At 38.2% G+C, this 23,214-nt stretch carries 22 protein-coding genes and 3 pseudogenes; 3 read left to right on the plus strand and 22 right to left on the minus strand.

The genetic code is table 11. From position 1 onward, the window contains the following. Positions 1-459: IS30 family transposase (locus H541_RS0108180; RefSeq protein ID WP_022796836.1), on the plus strand; the 459-nt coding region annotated here is incomplete at its 5' end. Between the two features lie 111 nt (positions 460-570). On the opposite strand, the gene H541_RS12550 is transcribed toward H541_RS0108180, so the two are convergent. The 3 genes from H541_RS12550 to lacA all read right to left on the minus strand — a co-directional run bounded on the left by H541_RS12550 (position 571) and on the right by lacA (position 1,973). After that, complete coding sequence (locus tag H541_RS12550) at positions 571-873, minus strand: PfkB family carbohydrate kinase (protein WP_022796837.1); 303 nt, start codon at positions 871-873, stop codon at positions 571-573. A gap of 20 nt (positions 874-893) precedes the next feature. Continuing rightward, positions 894-1,409 carry a galactose-6-phosphate isomerase subunit LacB gene (lacB, locus tag H541_RS0108190; RefSeq protein WP_022796838.1) on the minus strand — a complete coding sequence of 172 codons (516 nt, stop codon included), beginning with the start codon at positions 1,407-1,409 and terminating at the stop codon, positions 894-896. A gap of 129 nt (positions 1,410-1,538) precedes the next feature. After that, positions 1,539-1,973 carry a galactose-6-phosphate isomerase subunit LacA gene (lacA, locus tag H541_RS0108195; RefSeq protein ID WP_022796839.1) on the minus strand — a complete coding sequence of 145 codons (435 nt, stop codon included), beginning with the start codon at positions 1,971-1,973 and terminating at the stop codon, positions 1,539-1,541. A gap of 290 nt (positions 1,974-2,263) precedes the next feature. On the opposite strand from lacA, the gene H541_RS13645 reads away from it, so the two are divergent. Next, entirely contained in the window at positions 2,264-2,368 is a 105-nt protein-coding gene (locus H541_RS13645) for a hypothetical protein (RefSeq protein ID WP_240470916.1), read from the plus strand. Between the two features lie 367 nt (positions 2,369-2,735). On the opposite strand, the pseudogene H541_RS12555 reads toward H541_RS13645, so the two are convergent. From H541_RS12555 to H541_RS0108275, 15 genes and pseudogenes are all read right to left on the minus strand, one after another. Beyond that, positions 2,736-3,502: pseudogene (locus H541_RS12555) on the minus strand (DeoR/GlpR family DNA-binding transcription regulator). Between the two features lie 9 nt (positions 3,503-3,511). After that, positions 3,512-4,576 (minus strand): aldose epimerase family protein, encoded by a 1,065-nt coding sequence (locus H541_RS0108210; protein WP_022796841.1) that lies wholly within the window; start codon positions 4,574-4,576, stop codon positions 3,512-3,514. A gap of 373 nt (positions 4,577-4,949) precedes the next feature. Further along, positions 4,950-5,348: a hypothetical protein gene (locus tag H541_RS0108215; protein ID WP_022796842.1), complete on the minus strand. Its 399-nt coding sequence runs from the start codon at positions 5,346-5,348 to the stop codon at positions 4,950-4,952. Between the two features lie 262 nt (positions 5,349-5,610). Continuing rightward, complete coding sequence (locus H541_RS12080; RefSeq protein ID WP_022796843.1) at positions 5,611-6,996, minus strand: family 43 glycosylhydrolase; 1,386 nt, start codon at positions 6,994-6,996, stop codon at positions 5,611-5,613. A 215-nt stretch (positions 6,997-7,211) separates the two neighbouring features. Continuing rightward, positions 7,212-8,204 (minus strand): LacI family DNA-binding transcriptional regulator, encoded by a 993-nt coding sequence (locus H541_RS0108225; RefSeq protein ID WP_022796844.1) that lies wholly within the window; start codon positions 8,202-8,204, stop codon positions 7,212-7,214. 50 nt (positions 8,205-8,254) lie between these two features. After that, the gene (locus H541_RS0108230) at positions 8,255-9,148 is read right to left on the minus strand and encodes an ROK family protein (protein WP_022796845.1); all 894 of its coding nucleotides are present in this window, start codon (positions 9,146-9,148) and stop codon (positions 8,255-8,257) included. A gap of 1 nt (position 9,149) precedes the next feature. Next, entirely contained in the window at positions 9,150-10,643 is a 1,494-nt protein-coding gene (locus tag H541_RS0108235) for a glycoside hydrolase family 32 protein (RefSeq protein ID WP_022796846.1), read from the minus strand. A 3-nt stretch (positions 10,644-10,646) separates the two neighbouring features. After that, positions 10,647-11,300 (minus strand): annotated as a pseudogene (locus tag H541_RS12085) (type 2 periplasmic-binding domain-containing protein); the annotation flags it as partial. After that, positions 11,299-11,781 (minus strand): annotated as a pseudogene (locus H541_RS12090) (sugar ABC transporter permease); the annotation flags it as partial. The pseudogenes H541_RS12090 and H541_RS12085, both read right to left, overlap by 2 nt. Before the next feature lie 384 nt (positions 11,782-12,165). Continuing rightward, positions 12,166-12,381, minus strand: coding sequence for a hypothetical protein (locus H541_RS0108250; RefSeq protein ID WP_022796849.1), 216 nt, complete (start codon positions 12,379-12,381; stop codon positions 12,166-12,168). A 171-nt stretch (positions 12,382-12,552) separates the two neighbouring features. Beyond that, complete coding sequence (locus tag H541_RS0108255; protein WP_022796850.1) at positions 12,553-13,281, minus strand: HD domain-containing protein; 729 nt, start codon at positions 13,279-13,281, stop codon at positions 12,553-12,555. Positions 13,282-13,326: 45 nt separating this feature from the next. Beyond that, a complete protein-coding gene (locus H541_RS0108260; protein ID WP_026501729.1) occupies positions 13,327-14,523 on the minus strand; it encodes a glycerate kinase in 1,197 nt (398 codons plus the stop codon). Positions 14,524-14,823: 300 nt separating this feature from the next. Beyond that, positions 14,824-15,393, minus strand: coding sequence for a CDP-alcohol phosphatidyltransferase family protein (locus H541_RS0108265; protein WP_022796851.1), 570 nt, complete (start codon positions 15,391-15,393; stop codon positions 14,824-14,826). Between the two features lie 449 nt (positions 15,394-15,842). Beyond that, positions 15,843-16,580 (minus strand): hypothetical protein, encoded by a 738-nt coding sequence (locus H541_RS0108270; RefSeq protein ID WP_022796852.1) that lies wholly within the window; start codon positions 16,578-16,580, stop codon positions 15,843-15,845. 221 nt (positions 16,581-16,801) lie between these two features. Continuing rightward, a complete protein-coding gene (locus H541_RS0108275; protein WP_022796853.1) occupies positions 16,802-17,512 on the minus strand; it encodes a tyrosine-protein phosphatase in 711 nt (236 codons plus the stop codon). A 363-nt stretch (positions 17,513-17,875) separates the two neighbouring features. Here H541_RS0108275 and H541_RS0108280 point away from each other — a divergent pair, with 363 nt between their 5' ends. After that, positions 17,876-18,868: a dihydroorotate oxidase gene (locus tag H541_RS0108280; protein ID WP_022796854.1), complete on the plus strand. Its 993-nt coding sequence runs from the start codon at positions 17,876-17,878 to the stop codon at positions 18,866-18,868. Between the two features lie 97 nt (positions 18,869-18,965). Here H541_RS0108280 and H541_RS0108285 read toward each other — a convergent pair whose 3' ends face one another. The 4 genes from H541_RS0108285 to rplT form a co-directional block, all read right to left on the minus strand. Continuing rightward, positions 18,966-19,346, minus strand: a complete 381-nt coding sequence (locus H541_RS0108285; protein ID WP_022796855.1) for a hypothetical protein — start codon at positions 19,344-19,346, stop codon at positions 18,966-18,968. A gap of 97 nt (positions 19,347-19,443) precedes the next feature. Next, positions 19,444-21,003 carry a hypothetical protein gene (locus tag H541_RS0108290; RefSeq protein WP_022796856.1) on the minus strand — a complete coding sequence of 520 codons (1,560 nt, stop codon included), beginning with the start codon at positions 21,001-21,003 and terminating at the stop codon, positions 19,444-19,446. Positions 21,004-21,313: 310 nt separating this feature from the next. Then, on the minus strand, positions 21,314-22,495 hold the full coding sequence (locus tag H541_RS0108295) for an MFS transporter (RefSeq protein ID WP_022796857.1): 1,182 nt from the start codon (positions 22,493-22,495) through the stop codon (positions 21,314-21,316). A 163-nt stretch (positions 22,496-22,658) separates the two neighbouring features. Further along, on the minus strand, positions 22,659-23,018 hold the full coding sequence (rplT, locus tag H541_RS0108300; protein WP_022796858.1) for a 50S ribosomal protein L20: 360 nt from the start codon (positions 23,016-23,018) through the stop codon (positions 22,659-22,661). Between the last annotated feature and the right edge of the window lie 196 nt (positions 23,019-23,214).

Raw genomic sequence — 23,214 nt, forward strand, 5'->3', positions numbered from 1 at the left:
TGGGAAGCAGATACAGTTGCAGGTCAAACTGGTAAAGCGTGCTTAGTAACGCTAGTTGATAGAAAATCTAGGTTATTACTAATCGGTAAATCTGAGAATAAAGCTTCTAAGCCGGTAGTTGACCAAATGATTAAATTACTACAAGGTATTGATTCTAATTTTTGTAAAACCATTACACCTGACCGTGGTAAAGAATTCAGTCAACACGCCCGATTGACTGAGGAATTAAATAATACGCAAATTTATTTTCCAGATCCTCATGCCCCTTGGCAAAGAGGATCTAATGAGAATACAAATGGACTCCTTAGAGAGTACTCACCGAAAAGTGTTGATTTGACAGATGCAACTGATGAAGAGATACAAGGTTGGGCAACGAAATTAAATACACGTCCCAAAAAATGTTTGAATTGGAAAACACCTTATGAAATCTTTTATAAAACTGTGTTGCACTTAATTTGACAATTTAAGGTATAAAAGTCTGTCGGCAATCCTTTGGGTAAACTTCCCGAGAGTGATAAAACAGAGGATTGTTGGATCACGGGTAATAAGTGATCTAAAAAGGATTGACCTTCACTTAATGATACCCTCATGAAGGATTGCAATGCAGTTTCTTGTTTCGCCTTTTATCCATGAAAAATCATTTTTAATGCCTTGATTGTCTAGCCCAGATCTAATAGTTTGACCTAAAAATCCACCTAAAAGACCTGTCGCCATGACATCTTCACCAAACTCTTTCAGAACTCTAGCGACATTCAAGCCTTTACCACCAGGTGTCTTTGTCGTATTCTTGACACGATTGACAGTATTAAGTTCTAGTCGATTGAGGGGATAAGAAATATCGATTGAAGGGTTCATTGTGATTGACGTTATCATCTTTTAGGCTCAAATCCTCTCTAGTCGTGGTATTCTCCGCGATCCCATTTTTCTAAAAATTCATCGAAAAAATGACTATCGGCTTGTTCAGGTTTATTCTTTTCAACATGATTTATTTTTGCGATTAATTTTTTGTTTTCCTCGGTTGGTTTATACTCCGCTTTGATAAAGGCTTCTACGATGTCACAAATCAGGAATTCACCCGTGATTTTGCCACCAAATCCAACAACATTGGCATTTAATTCTTCTTTTGAGAAAATCGCACTTGTCATATCTCTAACCAATGCCCCTCTAATACCTGGAACTTTATTAACGGCATTATTGATTCCAACACCTGTACCACAAATACAAACACCTAGGTCAGCTTTTCCACTTGCAACAGCTTCTCCTACCTTTTTCCCGAAAATTGGATAGTGAGTTCTTGTGAAATCATATGTCCCATAATCTTGAACCTCATATCCTTTTGCTTTCAAAAAATCTGAAACAGCCATTTTCACATCTGTTACGATGTGGTCACATCCAATTGCTATTTTCATTATTATCATTCCTTTCTATAGTCTTCTAGAATCCTTATGGGGCAAGCAAACTATTAGTGATTGTCCCAAGCTTCCCATAAATCCTTAACGCTATTATTTACTTTCGTTCTGGCATTACTCAAAGTAGGATTAACACATCTTGTTTAACATATCGACACGGATTTGATGACGACCACCATCATAATGTGCTGATAGAAACTCTTTAACGATATTTTTGGCAAGTCCCTTACCAACAATTTCATTTCCTAAGGTAATCATCCTTGCATTATTGTGCTCTCTCGTCATATAAGCTGAACGTTCTTCAGAAACTTCGGCCACAATCATTCCTTTAATTTTAGTAGCAGTCATAAAGCTACCTGCACCATAGGCATCAAATGCAATACCTAAACTATCATCATCCTTTAGTAGTTCCTGAGCGACAGCTAGTGACGATTCTACAAAATCAGTCGCTGGTTCTGGTGTTTTATCTACAACTTCAAACCCTTCTGCTAGTAAGTAGTCTTTGATGAATTCTTTTAGTTCTAATCCACCATTATCAGTACCAATCACAACTCTTTTTTCCACAGTAATTCCTCCTCGTAATATTTTTCCATGGCGATCCAGTCGCGAGTATAGAATCTCTTGGATAGGGTCACCGCTTACACAAACATATTAAAACATTTTTAAACACTTATCAACATTTAAATGATTTAATTAGTTCGTTTATGTTTATTAATGGTCGATTCCATAAATGGAAGCAATTATAATGTGCACAAAAATGTGATTCGAACAAATATAATCATCTTGATAAAAATAGATGGTTAACTCATCGCTTTGAATTAGCAGGCGGAATATTACTTGCTGTCGGTTTTGCGATGCTATTGAAAGTAATGCTTCAGGCACAATTCTTTCCTTACTTTCTACTCGGTTTTGTTATTGCTAGTTTGACTCCTTTTTCAAATTCGTACCTGTGGCTTTAGTTGGTGGGGTATTAGCCATGATCGAATACTACAGAAAACGCGAAACTAACTCTTTGACAGCTAAAATCAAAAAACTCGAAACTCCAGGTGGTGACGGAGATGGTATCTAAAGGGAATAGGAACCCTGTCAAAAAAATAGTCTATTTAGCTCAAGAGAAATCTCCAGGTTAGAGATTCGTTCGAATCTCGTCCAAGCTTCGTTCAGTTATGAATGTATACTCTAATTCATAACTCTCTGAAAAAAATTTTTTTCTTAAACAAGCAAAAAGCCAATGCCTCGTGAAAACTCACGATACATTGGCTTTTTGTTATTGATTCACATTTAGTTTTTCTTGACTATGGTATCAACTGTTATAGAAATAGCTTGTTAGATTCCAGCTTCCGATTTTCTAATCACAGGAATGGTTTTTTCGATTTTTAAATACTTTCTATAGCTATCTTCGTTCATCACTGCGGCAGTAATGTCCTACAAATGATAGTATGAATAGAAATCTTCCTTATCGATTTTAGAAGTATCAATCAGCAAATACCTTTCAAAAGAATTGTCCAATGCTATAGCTTGGGTCTGCCCTTCTTCGATGGTTGCAGTCATAATAGCTGAATCTTTGACAGCATTACAACTAAAGAAAGCCTTATGAAAGTGCATATTTTCTAAAGACATATTTGTGATTTCACCAAAGAAAGACTTGGTCAATGGTCTGATTTCGCCACCCAAAAGATAGACCTTTAACTTATCTTTTTGAGATACAATATCAAAAACGGGTAGACAATTAGTAACCACACGTAATAGCTTATTAGGAATTATTTTAGCCAAAAGGTCTATTGTCGTCCCAGGGCCAAGATAAATTGTTTCATTTTCTTCAATCAACTGTACTGCTACTTCTGCAATCTCTTCCTTCTCGTCATATTGATAACTTGTTTGTCAGAATGTGATAGCTCTGCTTGCTTGTAGATATTTAAACTTTTTGCACCACCATGTATTCTTTTAACACGACCAGTTTTCTCCAATTCTGTCAAATCACGACGTACAGTCATGTCGGAAACATTTAGTATGGAGACAATCTCATTGACTTTAACAAGTCCCTGTTGGTCTATCAGATCTTGTATAGCAGTTAGTCTTTCTTCTTTAAGCATGGTTGCCTCCTATTCCGATTCATTAGTCGTGTTAAATTTAAAAATAGTCTGGGTGACCACTTTTTTATTTGGAAAGATAATTGGTTTTGCAAAATTGGTCTGGTTAATAGCATCTGGAGCATACTGTGTCTCTAAACAAAAGCCGTCACGAGCTTGATATTCAGCACCATCTTTGCCTAATTCATCTGACACAAAATTAGCTGTATAAAGCTGCACTCCTGGTCGATCACTTATAACCGTCATTTTAATACCGCTTAAATCGCCTTTTGCATGTGCAATAGTTTTAAGGCCCAAATGACTATCTGGCCCCTCTTTTGTAACAAAATGATGATCGTACCCCTTTGTCAAAACAAACTGGTCAAATGGATCATTCAATCTTTTCCCAATCTTCGTCTCTGTTCTAAAGTCCATTGGCGTATCAGTCACTAGCTGAAAGTCTCCAGTTGGAATCATGTTCGGCCCTACTGGCACAAAATAATCTGCCTCAATTGTCAAATCGTGATTTAAGATACTTCCGCTCTTGTGCCCATTCAAATTAAAATAAGTATGATTTGTTGGATTGAAAAGCGTCTTTTTATCACTATTACCCTCGTAAGTCACTACTAATTCATTATGATCAGTCAACTCAAATGTCACTGTTAGTTGTAAATTACCATCAAATCCTTGATCCTTATCCGGACTAGTCAGTGATAAACTAATGACGCTGTCTCGATAGTCAGTCACTTTCCATAATCGTGTATGATAACCATTAAAACCACTATGAAGACAATTACCATCATTATTCTGATCTAGCGTATATTTTTTTCCATCCAAGTTAAACTTACCATCTTTAATACGGTTGGCTACCCTGCCTACTGTTGCACCAAAATAAGTATCATAATTTGTTGTATATTTTTCTAGAGATTCATAACCCAAAACAACATCAACTGACATATCAGATTTATCACGAACGATTAACTTACGAATAATCGCTCCAAAATCACTAACCACCAGTTGCGTCCCCTGCTTATTGATCAACGTATATAAATGCGTTCTCTTTCCGCTTCGAGATGTTCCAAAAAACTCCTTCAACATATTCAACTCTCCCATTAACATTTCAATATAGTCATTCAAAACATTTATTTGCTCTTCATCAGTCAGTTAGCTTTCTTACTTGATTGTTTATTCTCTTGTAAGTGTGTTTTTTATTAGTAGTTGGTCTCTTGCAAATTTGTTCTCTTCTAACTTTGTTATCTACCTATTTTATTTTGTTTATTTGGTTTTCTATTTGTTTGTTTATTACATCCAACTAAAAAATACAGTTTATAAATCGTTAGAACTTAAATAAAACCACTATGACTGTTGTTATAATACCTTTTTATCGAACAATATTAAACATTTATAAACAGATATCTAAGAGAGGCGTTATCTATCAAACCATTAAAAAAATAGCCTTACAATCAACTTCTCACGGCGCTATTTGTACGTCTACTTCTGGGAAGATAATGATGCCGGTTGCTTCTTGGGAGAACGTCGCATAATAAAACTTGAATTTATCCATCAAAATAGCCAAGATATCTTCAACCACCGATTCTGGCCCCCTGTTCAAATCCTCATAATCACCTTCAAACAAGCGAAACAAACCAGAAATTTCCGTTGACAACTCGAACCCATCACCAGTTGCGTCTACCACTAAATGTCCTTCTACAAAACTATTGATTGTCATTTCAGTAATAGGGATCGGGGCTGCACTATCAAATGCTGGCCTCTTTAATTCTAGCGTCGCAGTTGCACTTTGATGTTCTAAAGACTCATCTTGTTCATAGTTTAACTCTACAACTGTTACAGCCATTGCTTCAATCTCCATAAGATCCCTACTTTCTTTCCTGTCTGATTTAAACTCATATACCATTAATCACTGCTTTTTACTGCTTTCTAATGTTTGTTACAGCTAATTACAGCTAATACAGCCTAATACAAGGTGTCAAAGGCTTACAACACATAAGATAACTATACCCTAATATGTCCTAAAAATTAAGTCAAGTAGACTCCTCCAGTTGAAAAAGAACGATTAGAGATTACTCTACTCGTTCTTTTGACATCGCTCTATTACCTTTTTTTACATCAATTTAATCCAAGCTGAATTCTCCTTGAACCGTCACAAATTTCCAGTCACTCGTTTTAGCTTTATAAATACGATTAGATAAGGCACGACCATTGACATAAACCACCACGATATCTTGTTCTTTGACGATTTCTAAGTCGAATTTGCCATCCGATACCACAATCGGCATTTCAGTTTTAGGTGCTCCACGCTCAAGTGTCTCAATAGTTGTATTCTGATAGGAAATCGTTTGCTCTGCTAAATTAATGAGAACTTGATTGTCTTTTGAGAATGATAGCGCAAGTACACCATCATCCGATCCTTTGATTTTCCCACTGTAGATCACTGCTTTATCAGTCGTTGGAATTGTTTCTCCTGTTAACTGCTCAGCTGTGATTACTTTCGTTTCAATTTGTTTTCTAGCGGTTTCAGGTAATGAGCCCACTAAACCATTCTCAGATGTTCTCAATTGATGCACTGCCAAATTGCCTGCCCAATTATAGTTGAAACGGTCATCGTGTTCATCTTTTGTTGGAATCCATCCCACTAGATAAAGATTCTCGCCATCTGTTTCAAGTCTTCCAGCATAAAACCCTGCCCCATCAACATGGTCTAATCCCCTCTCTGGTTTCTCAAATGGTCCTTCAAGTGAGTCAGCTACGCGATAATGAACGACTCGTTGATCCCACTGGTCTGAAAAGGCTAGATACCACTTTCCCTCATAAATTACCACAGACGGGCACTCAAGATTGGAGTCGTTTCCAATATCGTTTTTAAAAAAGACACCATCATCTGTCCATGTTTCTAAATCATCCGAAACATACTTGGCGATCACACCAGTTCCATCTTGACGCGTAGTGATCAACATCCAATAGTTGTTGCTCTCCTCAACGTAGAAGACATAAGGATCGCGAAAATCGTTGGCCTCATAGGCTGAACTCGCGAAAAAAGTATGATCAGGGAGCTTATCCCATTTTTCCCCATCTTTGCTGGTCGCATGCATGATGGCTTCTTTTGGGTCTAAATCCCCATTATGAGCCGTGTAGAAAGCATGATACAAACCATCCTCATCTTTGATTACCGAACCTGTCCCCAATGCTCGTTCTTGATCATCTGCTTCATTAACATAAGGAATTACCTCACCAGCATTTTGATAATGGTAAAAATCTCTCGTCTTGAATAAACTGAATGGATGAAACCCAATCTCCCCATCGCGATGATCTTCGAGATAATAAATCAAAAAATCCGTACCGTCATAATAAGGCATTGGGTCACCAACAAACGTTCCTGGCGCTGTTGGATACAATGCTTCAATCGTTTCATCTTGCTGATCCATGTAGTATTTTCCACCTAATCCAGCTACTACGACGACCACAACAGCCGCCACAGCACCCCATAATTTTTTAGTCATCAAATTGTCCCTCATTTCATTTGTGTTTTAAACATTAGAAATTCAGTGTTTTCTCTCCATCTTTTTTTCTTTTGAACCACGCTATACTATCTATTAGAAAACTCCTAAAATAAAAGAGGTGAAACAGACGTCTCACCTCTAAACTGTTAGCTTTACAATTTAGTAACTTTGGTCACTCATATCTCTCTAGGTAACTCATTACTGAGAAACAACCCCTAATTATCGTTACTATAATCCGTTTTCTTTGTCGACCAACCTTCTCCAAAGGTTACGGGCAAGACGGTTCTATTTGGAACTTCTTCGTCATTGATGACCCCAATCAATAGCTCAACGGCTGTTTTTGCCATCAACTCAATCGGTTGAGCGATGGTTGATACTAAGTAAGGTTGCCCATCTCTATTGCGTTGCCCGTCATAACCAATGACTTGAATATCATCTGGCACTTTTTTACCAATCAACTCGATGGTCTCGCACACATCAATTGCCATTGAATCATTGATGGCGAAAATACCATCGATTCCAGGATTAGCTTCTATGAATTTTTTGATTGACTCTCGGGTATGTGTCAACGGCTCTAACATATTCAACGAGTGGCATGTGACTTTTCTCGTCGCACACTCCGCCATAAAACTTTTCCGACGGTTCTTCGTTTCGTTTGGCGTTAACTGATAACCACCAATATAAGCTAACTCTTTACACCCACGCTTAATCAATTCCGTTGCTGCTAACTGTCCACCTTGTTGGCTATCAGAAGTCACATAGAAGACATCCTCAGTAAAATACCGATCGATACTCACAAATGGTAGGTTGCTTGAAATGTACTCATCGATATCCGAATAAGTAATCCCGATGATGCCGTCTACTTTATTTTGCTTGACCATCTGTATGTACTCTTGTTCTTTCTGTGCATGGCCATTCGAATTACACAAAAATAACTTATAATCTCGTTCTTCAAGATAGTGTTCCACATAAAAGGCGAACTCAGCAAAAAATGGATGCCAGATACTCGGCAAGATCAAGGCAATCGAGTAAGTTCGATTCGTTTTTAATCCTCGAGCATAGTAATTAGGTTGGTAGTTGAGAACTTTCATTGCCTCTTCGACTTTAACACGGGTCTTGCTTTTCACAGAGCCATTGTTCAAAACCCGAGACACGGTCCCCACCCCAACACCGGCTAATTTAGCAACTTCCTTCATCGTGACACCCATTAATTGCTGCACCTCCTTTTTCTTATAATGTTTCTAACTGATAGAGAACATTAATTGACTTTACTTTCAAGTACTTTTTTATTTTCTAAGTAATCATTAGCTAAAGCGAAACACCCTAACACGCCTTGGTTATCATTCAACGATGCTAATTTGATGTAATCCGTCAAGGCTGGTAATTCTTTATAGCCGTTCATATATTGCGTCACTAGCGTTCTAACCTTGTTCAATACATGGGTTTGTTTCATCACGCCGCCACCAAAGATAATCACTTCAGGATCTAGCATTAAGGCAGTGTTATAGATGGCTTGTGCAAGGTAATCACTCACAAAATCCCAGGTTGGATCATCTACCGACAATTGATCTCCTTTTTTACCCGTTCTTTTCTCGATTGCTGGGCCACTTGCCATGCCTTCTAAACAGTTGCCATGGAATGGGCAAGCTCCTTGGAAATCATCATCTGGATGTGGCACGACTTTCATATGGCCCATTTCTGGATGCGATAAGCCACTGATAAACTGGCCTTGGTTGATAGCTCCAGCCCCAATACCAGTTCCAACTGTGTAGTAAACGGCACTTTTCTTCCCTTTCGCAACCCCAAAACGATATTCGCCATAGCAAGCAGCATTTACATCAGTTGTTGGAATTACAGGTACTTTTAGTGCTTTTTCAAGATAGCCGACAACATCAAACATTTGCCAAGCTAATTTTGGCGTATTGGTAATCCAACCATACGTTTCTGAGTCCTTGTTCAAATCAATCGGACCAAATGAGCCAAGTCCTAGTGCATCGATTGGATGTTCCTTGAAAAATGCAACAACTTCTTCTAATGTTTCCTCTGGTTTCCGCGTCGGGATGGATAGTTTTTCAAGTAAATTGAATTGGTCGTCACCTACTGCCAACACAAACTTAGTGCCACCAGCTTCTATTGCTCCATAATGTGTCATATTACCTTATGCCTCCTATTTGTAATGTCTCGATCACAGCCGTCCCTTCCACCGAAATAATGAAATCTGTCAATTGATCAATCGCATAGAAGGTATTGGTCATAACAGCTTGGTGACCTATGAACGTTTCAATTGAACTCGTGTCTTTGAAGAGTTCAATCGTCAATTGGTCATCCGTCGGCGCCACAGCTACTTGACGGCTGACATAACAGCCAGGTTCATTTCCCTCTAATGGGTGCCCCACCTGTTCACGGGTGAATTGAAACCGCTGTAAAGAATGATCATAAGTTAATAATAATGGTTGTGAAGTCTTTGGTGCAAGAGCAATTGATAAGTTTTTAACATCTTTAACTGTAATTACCAGTTTTACATACGATTGATCCTTGATGACATCTTCTAAATGCAGTGATTCGTCTGTTGTGACTGTTACTTTCTCTAAGTAGTGATCGGATGTGACATGCTCATAAACCTCATGCACTGGCTCTTGGATTAAACGATTATCAGACACATGCAATTCGCGGGGTAATGTCATCGATCCTGCCCAATGATGACCTAAGTCATGTGTTGGTAAGGTCCGGTCCCACATCTGCATCCAAGCAATCATCAACCGTCTTCCAGCCGCATCCTCACAGGTTTGCGGGGCATAAAAATCCATTCCACTATCGATTTCTTGATAGCTTGTCACCTTAAAGACACCTTTGTCCCAATCGACCTTTCCGATAAAAGCAACAGTCGAACTGATATTGGTGTAAGCAATGTCTTGTGTCTGCCATTGGATTGGTGACATGATTAAGACATCATGACCATCAAGGTGGAACAAGTCCGGGCATTCCCACATGATTCCCTGTTCCTTCGTTCCCTCTAATAGAATCGATTTAAAGGTCCATGTCACTAAATTCTCTGACTCAAATAATAAGATTCTACCCCGATCTTCCGTTGATTTTGTCGCAATGACGCTATAATAACGTCCCCCATGTGACATCACTTTTGGATCACGAAAATCATGCTTTGAGCCGTTATCGCCAAGTTCTTTTTCCGTGATTACCGGGTTTTGTGCTAGCTTCTCAAAGTGGACACCATCAGTTGAAACAGCGATACACTGCGTTTGATAGGTCTTACCTTCTTCTTCAACATGCCCTGTGTACATCAGGTATAAGGCATCATCTTTGACAATCGCACTACCCGAAAAACACCCTGAACGATCATAAGGTTGGTCTGGTGCTAAAGCAACTGGAAGATCCTCCCAATGAACTAAATCAGTAGATTTGACATGTCCCCAGTGCATTGGACCCCAAGCACTGTCATACGGATAAAATTGATAAAAGAGATGATACTCGCCTTTATAGTACACAAAGCCATTGGGATCATTGATCCACCCTACCGGTGCCATCACATGATACTGATTTCGGTATTGTTGTATCACTTTTTCTTTATGTTCTTCGATATACCGATTAGCCTTTTCAACTAAATTGACCGGTGTTGTGGAAACAGTCATTCCTTATTCAGCCCCTTGTCCTTCTTGATAACGATCATATGCGCCTTGCTTAATTTCTAACCAATCGTCGATACCGACCCGTTTCAATTCTGCTAGATAGTCGTCCCATTCTGTATCGATATTGCCATTTGTAATCCATTCCGCACGTTTACGGTAAATATAGTCCCACATATCCGTTTCAATCTTTGCCAGACTATCTGCTTCATCCTTATCGAAGAAAACTTTTGGATAATTATATTCATTGTTGATATACGGTAAGTAATGTTCGTGCATTAAATCTAAGCGCCATTGCGCATCGTCAGGCATGGTCGTTACAGTTCCAAAGTAGCTATCTAAAACGGCTAATGGTCCAGCTGCTTCTGTTTTTTGTCTCAACTCTCCTGGTGCAGCACCATCTAATGGTAAGTGATGTAACATCCCATCTTTTAGTTCGAAGATGTTAGCTTGAGTGTCATCCCCATACGTTCCCCAGTTGTTTTGGACAGATTGTAGAGGTTCATACATTTTGTCGACCCATTTTGCTGTCAACTCTAAGTTTTCGTTCACACTAGTGATCACAAAACGATCACGTGAGAAGCCCATACCATTTGTTCTGGTCACATGTTTTTCCCCACTTGGCCCTGCTAGGACTGGTAACACATCGTAGTTATCATTTGATTGGTCCATTTGCCGATAAAAACAAGAACAACATTCCTACGATAACAACGACGGAAATAAAGTTAGGAGCATATAAGATCAATTGTAGTTTCTGCCTTATTTTCTTATTAATAATTTGATTCAACGATAACGCTAAGATAATGGGTGGAAAGAACCCCAACAATAAGCCATACACACTGATTTTCAGGGTGTTTTCTAACAGCACCATGAAGTTTGGTGATGAAATAAACTCTCTGAAGTGATCTAGTCCTACCCAAGGACTCTTCAAGATTCCAAGCATAGGATTGTAATCTTTAAATGCAATTACCGCCCCATACATCGGAAAATACCGAAAGACTAATGTTAGGATCACCCCAGGTAACAATAGAACGTACAACCACTTATCGCGCCGCAAGCGAAACTTTAAATGGTCTCTTTTCTTCTGATTTAGTTCAGCTTTCGTCGGTTCAGCAACTGCTAAATCACTTGATACTTTTGCCATAACGTCCCCTCTACTTTCTATTTTTGAAACGTTTCCATTTTACTGTAAAAAACTGAATTAATCTCTATAAAATAGAGCATTCTACTTTTTAGAAACGTTTCCATTTTGTCCCAAAAAAAGATGGCTTTCAGCAGAACACCATTTGGTATTTTTGAAAGCGTTATCTTTACACTGAGAATATTATCATAATAAAATAACCGTGTAAAGTCATTTTTTAAAAAACTTTACACGGCATACATCAATTGACTCCTGATAATATCATTATCAACTCTAAACACCTATCAACTTTATAGACTTTTTAATTCTATACACTAGTATACCTTCTGTACGATGAAGTATTATTCATCTTTTTGTGATAGACGATGATTTTTTGAGAAAATCAAATTACCGATCAGACATCTTGTCCAACAACTCATGATATTGAGTCATAGATTCCTTAATCAAATATTCAATAGTTACTGGTGTCACATTTTTCTGACTGGAAACAGTATTGTTATTATCAACATTTGAAGTCAAGTTGGCGATATCATTGGTTTCCGTTTTTCTCATATGGCATAACAAGTCTTTCTTTCTCTTATCATTAGTCATTTTACTATTCATTGATATCACTTCTCTTTCATTGATTATTTGTGGCTACATCATCTCATAAAAGCTTAAATGAATCAAACTAAATTATATAATATATAGTGAGTTGATGAGTTATATGCATTAGTAAAATATATCTCCACAAGAAAGGAAGACACTTTTTAAAACAGTGCTATTTCCTTAGAATTATCTTAGTCCATCCCATTCTGCATGGAATTCTTCTAAAAAGTCTAACAGGTACTGATGTCTTCCTTCTGCCAGTTTTTTCCCAGTCTTTGTGTTCATCAAGTCTTTCAAATGAATTATTTTTTCATACAAATGATTGATTGTTGTGACTGACCCATGTTTGTACTCTTCCAATGTCATCGTATCACGAGGTGGCTTTGATGGGTCGTATAAAATATGTCCTTTGTGGCCACCATAGATCATGGTCCGAACGACTCCCATCGCACCATTTGCATCTAATCGATCAGCATCTTGAACAATCTGTCCTTCAATGGATAGAGAATGATCTTTATGATCAAGACTTTTCCGATAAGACATATTGGTGATAATGGCCATGATAGCACTGACTTGTTTTTCTGACAGTCCAACACGACTAAGTTCTTCTTCTAAAGCTTTCTCCGCCATCTTAGGATCATCGACAAGTTTATCATCGATGACATCATGTACTAGTGCTGCGAGGAGGACAATAAATCGATCACCATTTTCTTGCGACACGATTTGATTTGCCAAGCAAACCACGCGGTAGATATGCCACCAATCATGACCACTTGGATCATTATTCAGCCGATCATAAACATAATTAGTCAGGACCTTAAGTTGTTCATTTTCAGTGTCAGTCAATTGATCTGTTATTTTTTGTGGTAACTTATCCGTTTTATGGTGCTTTCCACTAGCATTCACAGTTGTCATATCAACCAGTCGCTCCTTTTCAGTAAGTTGTCTCACTCACTGTTCTTATTTTAGACGTCCGGCTAATTTTAACACATGACCAATCGTTTTTCCTGCCTCTATCGCTAACGACTCACAGTCTCTCATTGCTTCTTCTAAAGTCATGGGGTGACGGCACAGGCTGATAGCCAGATCAAAGCGTGTCTTTTCATTACTGCTTTCACTATTCCAATTCTCTTCTAACTCAAACTCATCAGAAAGGGTCCCAGCAACGGCGATAACAGGGACACCATATTTTTGGGCACTCTGAGCGACAATTGCCGGTAGTTTTCCATAATGGGTTTGTTGATCAATCTTCCCTTCACCTGTAATCACTAGATCAGCACCTGAGATAGCAGGTTTTAGTCCGATTTGGTTGAGGATAAAGGTCGCGCCGGCTGTCACTTTAGCTCCATAAAAATAACGTAAACTCAACCCTATCCCACCAGCTGCCCCGGAACCAATTTCTTGACCGTAATCTGTGTGGAAGGTTTGTTTTAAGATGGTATTGTAGTGCTTTAACCAGTCATCAACTTGATCTAGATCCTCGACTCCTTTTTGTGGTCCGAAAGTATAGGTTGCACCACTTTCTCCGGTTAGAGGATTGGTCACATCTGTCAACAATGTAATCGTGATGTCTTTCAATTTCTGGTTGAGATTGGTCTGATCAACTGATTGGATCAGGGGGATCTCATTTAAATCAAGCGGTTTGCTGATCTTTACGCCACTTTCAGTCAAAAAGTCTACCCCAAGCGCCTGCATCATACCGATTCCGGCATCGTTGACGGCACTCCCACCCAAACCAATCCAAATATCGCTTAGGGTGGTATTCTCTTCTACAATAGCTTTTAAAACTTCTCCGAGTCCATAAGAAGAGACGGCTGTGTAACTCTCCTCTTCCTCAATCAACTGGATACCAGAACTTTGAGCAACTTCAACTACAGCCGTCTGTTCATTGATCAGACCATATTGTGCCAAGATAGTGCCTTTTTGATAGAGGTCAAACACCTGAACGACATGACGTTGACGAGGCTCCTCTTGTTCTTGGTCTTTTTCCTCTAGTGAGTCCAGTGCCTCAATCGTTCCCTCGCCCCCATCAGCTACTGGGAATAAGACCGTTTCAATCTCAGGTAATACCCCTTTTAACCCTTTTGAAATTGCAGAGTTAATTTCTTTAGAGCTTGCACTTCCCTTAAACGAATCGATTGCTATAACTACTTTCATTTATTTCACCTCTTCATCACTAAATTAGACATGGTTGGATCAAAAACTAATTTCCCCTTTGATTTTACCAAAAAGACAACTACAGTCGTTAATTGTTGCACCATTTACTATCTCACAATTCACTGACGAGTTACTAATGACCGATGAGTTAATAGTGACTGATGAGTCAACAAGAAAGAGGACCCTTGCTATGTCGATGGTCCTCTTCTCCTTTTTAATTTAGATGCCTATATCAAATTAAATACCGATACCAAATATACGGCTATACCAAATTAATTGCCTCTACCAAGCCAGGTAAAATTACAACTCCACATTTCTGGTGCGTTTAATCGTTTCGAAAAAGTCATTCAGGTATAAAATCAACGAGAAAGTGGTCACAACAATCGTTGCAATCACAAGGGCTGTTGATAACCCAGCTGGAATCGCCCGCCATAAGACATGAATGATCATCACGCTATACAACATCAACGTTGATAACTTTCCATGCCACTTAGCCCCAGAAACATCACGTATCCGATGCACGACAATAAAGCCAGTAATTGCTAGCAGAGCCTCTTTCACAATCAATAACCCAAATAAGATAACCATAATGGGATAATCGATCATTAAACAAAATAAAATTGCTAATTGCGTTAACTTATCAGCCACAGGATCCAGTACCTTCCCTACATCACTCACGGACTTAAATCGACGAGCGACCCAGCCGTCCACTAAGTCTGTTACGCCAGAAATGATGAGCATCACGCCAGCTACCACATAATCAGCGACCCCCACATAATAATAGATGATGACTGGTATCAACAATAATCTAAAAACAGACAATATATTTGGAATTGTAATAACTGCACTTTTCGTTTCTTCTTCAATCATCAGATACTCCTTCTTCTCTTAGCCGTTTTTTACCACATCATTTTGTTTTTTACTTCAGTGGACCCTTTGTTTATCTAACTTTTTTTGCTACTATCTTGTTTAAGCTAGCTTGATCTAACTTAACCTAACTTGACCTAACATTACCTAATATTACCTAACATTACCTAAACTAACATGATTTACATAAACTAACATGATCTAACATAATATTAAAATACTCTAATCAAAGTTTAATCAAACTGCAAACTGTAATCAACCCATTCGCCTTAAATGATGCAAATTTTATTTTTCTATCATGACTAACAACATTAAACTAACCCCATTACACCGCAAAACTAACCCCAATAAATTTCAGTAACCACCACATCATCTTAAAAGCAAAAAAAACTACGACACGGTCGTAGTTTCATATTACTTCATCTCAATGTTAGATTATGTCCCATTACATGTTAAGCGTCGATAATCTGTGCTTTCTTGATTATTAGTAGGGCCTCATTATATTGTCGTTTAAAATCTAGTTCAGGGATTGCCAGTTCCAATGTAGCAGTCGTTAAGGGGACTGCTGCCTCTAACACCTTCAATTGACGGGTTAATTGATCTTCCAAGAATGGCGATTGTACTAAGTCCACAACTCGTAAAAACATCTCTTCAAGTACCGATTCGTCCATTCTAATGCCTCTGCCAACTCTTGGAATGATGCTAGCATCGTCTGAAGGGCATTGTTCTGTCTCTTTCCCATCGACACCTGCCTCAACCGCCACAACTGCATCCTGACTCAATACAGTTAGTTCTGTAACACAGTGGTTAAACAGCTGATCAAACGGTTGACTAGAGCCTTTAATCTTCGGTCGTAAGAAAGCACAAGCTTTGATCAACTTGACAACAACTTTTTGAGCTAAGTTGATATAGCTTTCTTGTCGTCTAGATCGACAACTCTCCAGTAGCGTTTCGAACTGCTCTACCATCACTAACTGTTTTCTAGCGTGCAACAGACGGTTTTCCTCGTACGGGGCCACCATATCTTCGATCTTATTATCTGCGTAGTCCCATTCGTCCTTTTCGTTTAAAACGCCAACTTCAGCTAGAATAGCAAACTTCTCTTCTGGTTTCATATCTTTATTCTTCTTCAAGACGTGAAACAAGAACTCTGTTGGTCCTAGCATCAGCATTCGATCAGTTTCTTCCATTTCATCACCTTTAATCCCATTATTCGCTACCTAAGAGACCTTGCCACCTCGGGATAGTTACCCGCCTCTGATTCTCCCTTTCATTTTATCATTAACTAGAAGTAGACAACTAACAAAAGACCCATCAAATTTTTGAGGGGGCTTTACTAACGACTATCGTTTTATTTGATGACTTCATAAGCTATATAAAGAAATTGGTTCTCTATTAAGGCTTCACTTAACTATGTAGGGTTAACCAACTTATCGTGGAGCTCTTTTATTTCTGTTTCAGATAAGCCACATTGTAGTAAATACTCTTCAACACTGTGATATTTCTCTATAAATAAGGGATCCATCATTTCGATAACCTCAGGATAGGAAATATAGACATTCAAATTTTTAGTAGGATCCATGATTCGCTTATCGTTTTTGATGTAATCATAAGACCTCGTGTAATCCTCAACAATCGTTTTAAGTGGTACCTTAGCTACTTTCAGCAGAATAAAGGCAATCGCCCCAGTTCTATCTTTACCAGCGGAACAATGAAAGACGATGGGCCCTTGTGCTTTTAAGATAGCACGGACGATGTCTCTGACTGCATCAAGGTTAGAGAGATATTCTAGATAACGATACCTCATGAAATAAGGATCATTCGTTTGCCGGGCTAATTGCTCACTTCGACCACGATAGTGAGCCTTACTCAAATTGACGACAATATAATGGGGCACCAGCTGACGATACTCATTCGGTTCTAACTCGACTTCCTTTGGAGAACGTAAATCTATAATCGTATCGATGTGTAGTGATTTGAACAAATCCTGGTCAACAGGGTCGTAGTACATCATACTTGAACGGTAAAACTTGTGTTTAGCCGTTACCTTACCATCTGATGTGTGATATCCTCCCAACGATCTAAAATTACACATGTCTTTAAACTGGATTCGTCTCGTCATCTCTTACCCATCCTATCGCTAGTCTCTTAAAGTTGATTGGTTAAACTTAATTTATTAACCCGTTTTATTACTATTAAAATCAAATTGCTTTACTAATTGACTTACACATATCCTATCACAGATATACGCCTTATTTACATTTTTTACAAAAAGTAGTCATAGTTCTTGCCTACTGAAACACAACAAGTCAGTCAATCGTCATTTACAAGCCAAAATCAGGATATCTTTAAAATTTTCCTTGAAATCGCGTCAAAAGTTCTTAATAATAAACACGATAGCTTTTAGGAGGTTAACCGTCTCACAGATCAACTTGTCTTCCTAAAAATCAACAAGTTATTGCTCTACCATGAAAGGACTACGGACATGACGAAAGAAACGACACCACATCATTCTTCAGAATCAATTGACCTGACAGCACATCTTGGCCGGTTTACTTTTTCAAATTGTCTCATGAATGCTTCCGGTGTTTATTGCTTTGACGCTGATGAACTCAACGAACTCAACCAAAGCAAGGCTGGTGCCATTGTCACAAAAAGTGCAACGGTTGAAAAGAGAACTGGTAATCCTGAACCTCGTTATGCGACGCTCACTCATGGCAGCATCAATTCGATGGGACTTCCTAATCTAGGCATCGACTATTACATTGACTTTGTCTTGATGGCGCAATTAGACGATCAAGCTAAAGAAAAAGACTCAAAATTTAGATTTATCTCTGTTTCTGGATTAAGTCCATCAGAGAATATCGATATTCTACAAAAGATACAAGGAACACCTTATCAAGATTTTGTAGAGCTCAACCTCTCTTGTCCAAATGTCATTGGGGAACCACAGATGGGCTATAATTTTTCTGCAACTAGACGGTTATTGGAGCAAGTATTCTCCTTTTATACCAAACCATTAGGTGTCAAATTACCACCTTATTTTGACCTTGTACACTTTGACCAAATGGCGACGATTCTTAATGAATTTCCTCTGGCTTATGTCAATGTCATCAATAGCATTGGGAATGGACTAGCAATTGACACAGAGACTGAGACAGCTGTCATCAAACCCAAAAATGGTTTTGGGGGAATTGGTGGCGACTACGTTAAACACACAGCACTTGCGAACGTGAAAGGCTTCTACGACCGTTTAGATCCAACCATCAAGGTTATTGGAACGGGTGGTGTTGAAAGTGGTGAAGATGTTTTCCAACACCTACTATGTGGTGCTAGTATGGTACAAATTGGAACAAGCCTACACGAAGAAGGACCTGAAATCTTTGAACGCATCGAGCGCGAGCTTCATGACATCATGGCTAGCAAAAACTATAAGACCATCGATGATTTTAGAGGTAAATTGAAGTCACTTATGTAGTATCATTAAATACTTTATAGCACAAAAGGAGCCGTTTTTGACAGGCTCCTTTTGTACGTTTACACTCTCACACCATCAAACTTATTCTTTTGAAAAGCTAATCTTCGACTTTTTCAAACACAACTTGTTGCGTGGTTCCCAAACTGCCTGACTTAGCTTCCTGGTATAACTCGATCTCATTATCAGACTTTTTCGTCACATACAACTTTGTTCCCTCTGAACTGGTTATAGTGTACATGCCATCTTTCTCGCCGTCAGTTAAGCTACCAACTGTGATAATAACCTCCTCACCATTAACCACTTGCCAACCTGCTTCTGTATCTGAAAACTGATAAGTAACATCCCACTGATCACTTTTCCATTTACCCTCTAACCAATCTAAACTCTCAGCATTATCGCCGTTTCCAGTTGATTTCTCTGCTGAATTAGTTTTACTTTGACAGCCTACTACTAATAATAAACTAAGCAATCCTATCACATAAACCTTCCAAGATCTCTTCGTTTAATCATTTCCTTTCTGACTTTACGACAACAAGTTTCAAGACTATTATAGCGAGTGATGCCTTGATATGACACTAAAATAGTTTATCCTCCAAGCCCCCATTAGCCAATAATTCTTTTCCCCGTTGTATTTCTTCAACCAAAGCTGGACGATTGCCTCTGTATTTTTGAATGATTTCATCGAACAAAACATCGACAAGCTCATCTCCCGTAATTTTTGCAATTTCAACCATTTCTTCAGCCAATTCTCTATACTTTTGACGTGATTTAGAAATAGTCAAGTTGTGAAAAACTTCTTTTTCAAATGCTTGGTTGATATCTCCAGGGGATTTTTCATATAAACGATCAAAATACTGAAAGATGAGGTTTTCTGGGCTCTTCTTAACAACTTTAAGTAACAAGTCATCCTCACCATTTCGAGCTAAAATAGGAGCGGCATTCTCCGGAGCCAATTTCATTTCAATATTTTCAAGTATTTGTTTCCTTTTTTTATCCCATAACCCTTCAGACACTAATTCATTCTTGAATTCATCAAACGTATGACCAAATTGGAGCCAAACTAGTTTTTCTTTACATTCAAAATAACCTTCGCGATTATGGTCTTCTTGATAGATGCCTCTTAATCGTTGCAACCATGTATACAATTCTTCATTCACATCAGAACCATCAATAGATGCACTATCCTCACAAGCCTCCAAATAATCTATCGTCTCTCGACAAAGTTGCCGCCTTCTAGCAAGATTACCATCAAGTTCCAATATGTCGTTAGTAATGTTAGCAAAAAAAACATATTGAGTATTTTCTCTAACCAGTTTTAAAAATTCATCCTTATGCCCCAACTTATCCTCTAAATGAACCATAAATAAAACATAATCAAAATGATTCACTGATTTATATCTATTAGTTGAATGGGCTGCCTTACTGTTGAACTGGACTATTTTCCGTTTGCTTCCTTTTTTTGTTCTTATTTTTTTGACAGATTTCGTGGTGCCCGTCATAAACAACTGACGTTCTTCTTTGGTTAAGAATGACTGTGCTACTTTTTTGACATTATCATAGCCATCCTCTTCAACAAGTGGCGTTATCTCCATAAGAATAGCCCATCTTAATTCAGGTTCGTTCTTAAAATATGGCCTCTTAACTATGTCCACAATTTGATGAAAGGCCTTTTCTCGAGCAATCAACGACTCTGAATCATCGATAGCACTAATACTTTCCTTATACATTTCTAGAAATTGATCAAAGAGGTAGTCAATAATTTCCTTATTATGATTCAACAACGCTCTCACTTTGTATTCTAACGGTAATGCAATTAGTTCTAAAACAAGGGCTAAAATTGCCTCATTGTCACCCTTCTCATCTAGCTTTGTAATAAGTTCGTTAGCTTCTGTAAATTTATCAGTCAGCTCATTAAAAAAAATCAGCTCGTTAATCTTATGCTCAGTCAGGTCTCTATAAACTCTCCTTAACTTTGCAACTAAATAATCTATTTCTTCTTTGTCATCACTGATTTCTAACTCTTTAAATATAATCGCTCTAGATTCTGGATAAACCTCTAGCATTTCTAGAATAACAGCGGTCAATTGTGTTTTGTCTGCTTTTTCTAGTGCCTTTTTAACCTCATTAAAATCCATTATCTTCTTCCCTTCAGATAATTTATGACCCAGAGACTTTCTATTATTTCTCTCACTATCTCTAATCGCTTGATACTTTTGATTCTATTATAACAATATAGCAACAATTTTATACAACAAAAAAGACCTCATCACAAGGACAAGATCTTACGGAAATTTCGTTATTAGTTAGCTAAATCTTGTTTAGCTAAGGCAGTGAGTGCTGCTTCATCGTTAATAGCTAAGTCAGCTAACATTTATTTTTGATGTCGATTTCAGCATCTTTTAAAGTATGAACTGGTTTAGAATAACTTAATCCTATTATAATTCATCAGTTTACTTTAAGTAATTTATTCAATCTCTCTGAAGTCAGGAACATCAAAACTGCAAAAAGGAAGAGGTAAGCTGGAAACAGTCCAATCGTAAAAGAACTTGCTAATACTCCAAATACTGGCGGTACAATCGTTGATCCAAGATAAGCACAAGCCATTTGAATGCCAATAATAGCTTGAGAATTTTTCTTGCCAAAATAACTCGGCGTTGCGTGGATTATAGCAGGATAGATTGGTGCACAGCCAAGACCAATAATAATCAAACCACACAATGCTAAATAATCTGTTTCTAGCGGTAGAGCAATGAAGACTATACCACTTGCTAATAGACAAATTCCCCATCTGATTAATGCCTTATCTCCAAATCGGTCGGCAACAAAGCCGCACACAAAACGCCCTATAGTAATACCAATAAAAAACAATGACCCAAACTTTGCTGCAACATTCTCAGGTACTAAGCGATACTCTACCAAATATGTTGTCGCCCATAAGCCGGTCGTTAGTTCTAATCCGCAATAAGCAAAGAAGGTCACTAACATCAATTTGAGGCCCTTGATTTGAAATAATTCAGACCAAGATTGCGCTTTTTGAGATTGACCATCGACTAAGTCGTTTGGGGGTAATACTAATTCTTTTTTTTGCTGCCAGATAGGTAAAGTCACTATCAAAAGAACCGCCAATACTATCTGAATGAAGCCAATAGCCCTATAACCGTTCTGCCATCCTAAATTATTAGTTAAAAAATACCCCATGATATAGGGACTGACCGTTGCCCCCAAACCCCAAAAACAATGTAGCCAATTCATGTGTCTAGAAGCATAGTTCAGTGCCACATAATTGTTGAGCGCCGCATCGACTGCCCCTGCACCAAGGCCATACGGAATAGCCCAAAAGCATAAAGCTATAAAAGACCTTGAAAAGGAAAAACCCATCAAAGCAAGAGCAGTCATGGAGACGCTGAAAGCTATTACTATGCCTGGTTTAAAGCGTTGTGTCAATTGATCAGATAATAAACTAGATATGATTGTTCCAACAGTTATGATGATTATTACGATTCCTGCATAAGATAAGGGAACATTCAAATCAGACTGCATTACTGGCCAAGCTGATCCGAGTAATGAATCTGGTAATCCTAAACTGATAAATGTGATATAAATGATGACTAAAAGTAATGAGAGCATAATACCTCCTAAGATTTGTAAACCGTTTCAATAATTATGATAACAAATGTAACTACTCTTCACTTTAGTCAAATTCTACAAAGACACTTCCTATATCTTGTCATTTTTTACAAAAAAAAAGACCTTGCCAACTGACAAAGTCTTGTTTTCGTTCATTTTCTATTTATTTAGCTAATGCTTCTTTAGCTTGGTCAGCTAAAGCAGTAAATGCTGCTTCATCGTTAACAGCTAAGTCAGCCAACATTTTGCGGTTGATGTCGATTTCAGCAACTTTCAAACCATGAACTAATTTTGAATAGCTTAAACCATTCAAACGTGCTGCTGCATTGATACGTGCAATCCATAATTTACGGAAGTCACGTTTCTTTTGACGACGGTCACGGTAAGCATAAGAATATGATTTCATGACTTGCTCTTTGGCAGTCTTAAATAATAAGTGTTTTGCTCCGTAATAACCTTTAGCTAATTTTAAAACGCGTTTACGACGTTGACGCGTAACTGTTCCACCTTTAACACGTGGCATAATGAATTCCTCCTAGGTAATTGAGAACGACTGATGAACCATTCCCATAATGTTGATTTGAACATCGTTATTGACCACTTCATCGGGTCACAACGCAAGACATCACAACTTGTTTAATCGTGTTCTTAAATCCTGAACCAACGTCCACTTCCTAAACTAATTCCATACTTTTCAAGTATTCCATTAGTTTACTCCA

Origin of the sequence: Bavariicoccus seileri WCC 4188, from assembly GCF_000421665.1 — a bacterium.
GTDB classification, from domain to species: Bacteria; Bacillota; Bacilli; order Lactobacillales; family Aerococcaceae; genus Bavariicoccus; species Bavariicoccus seileri.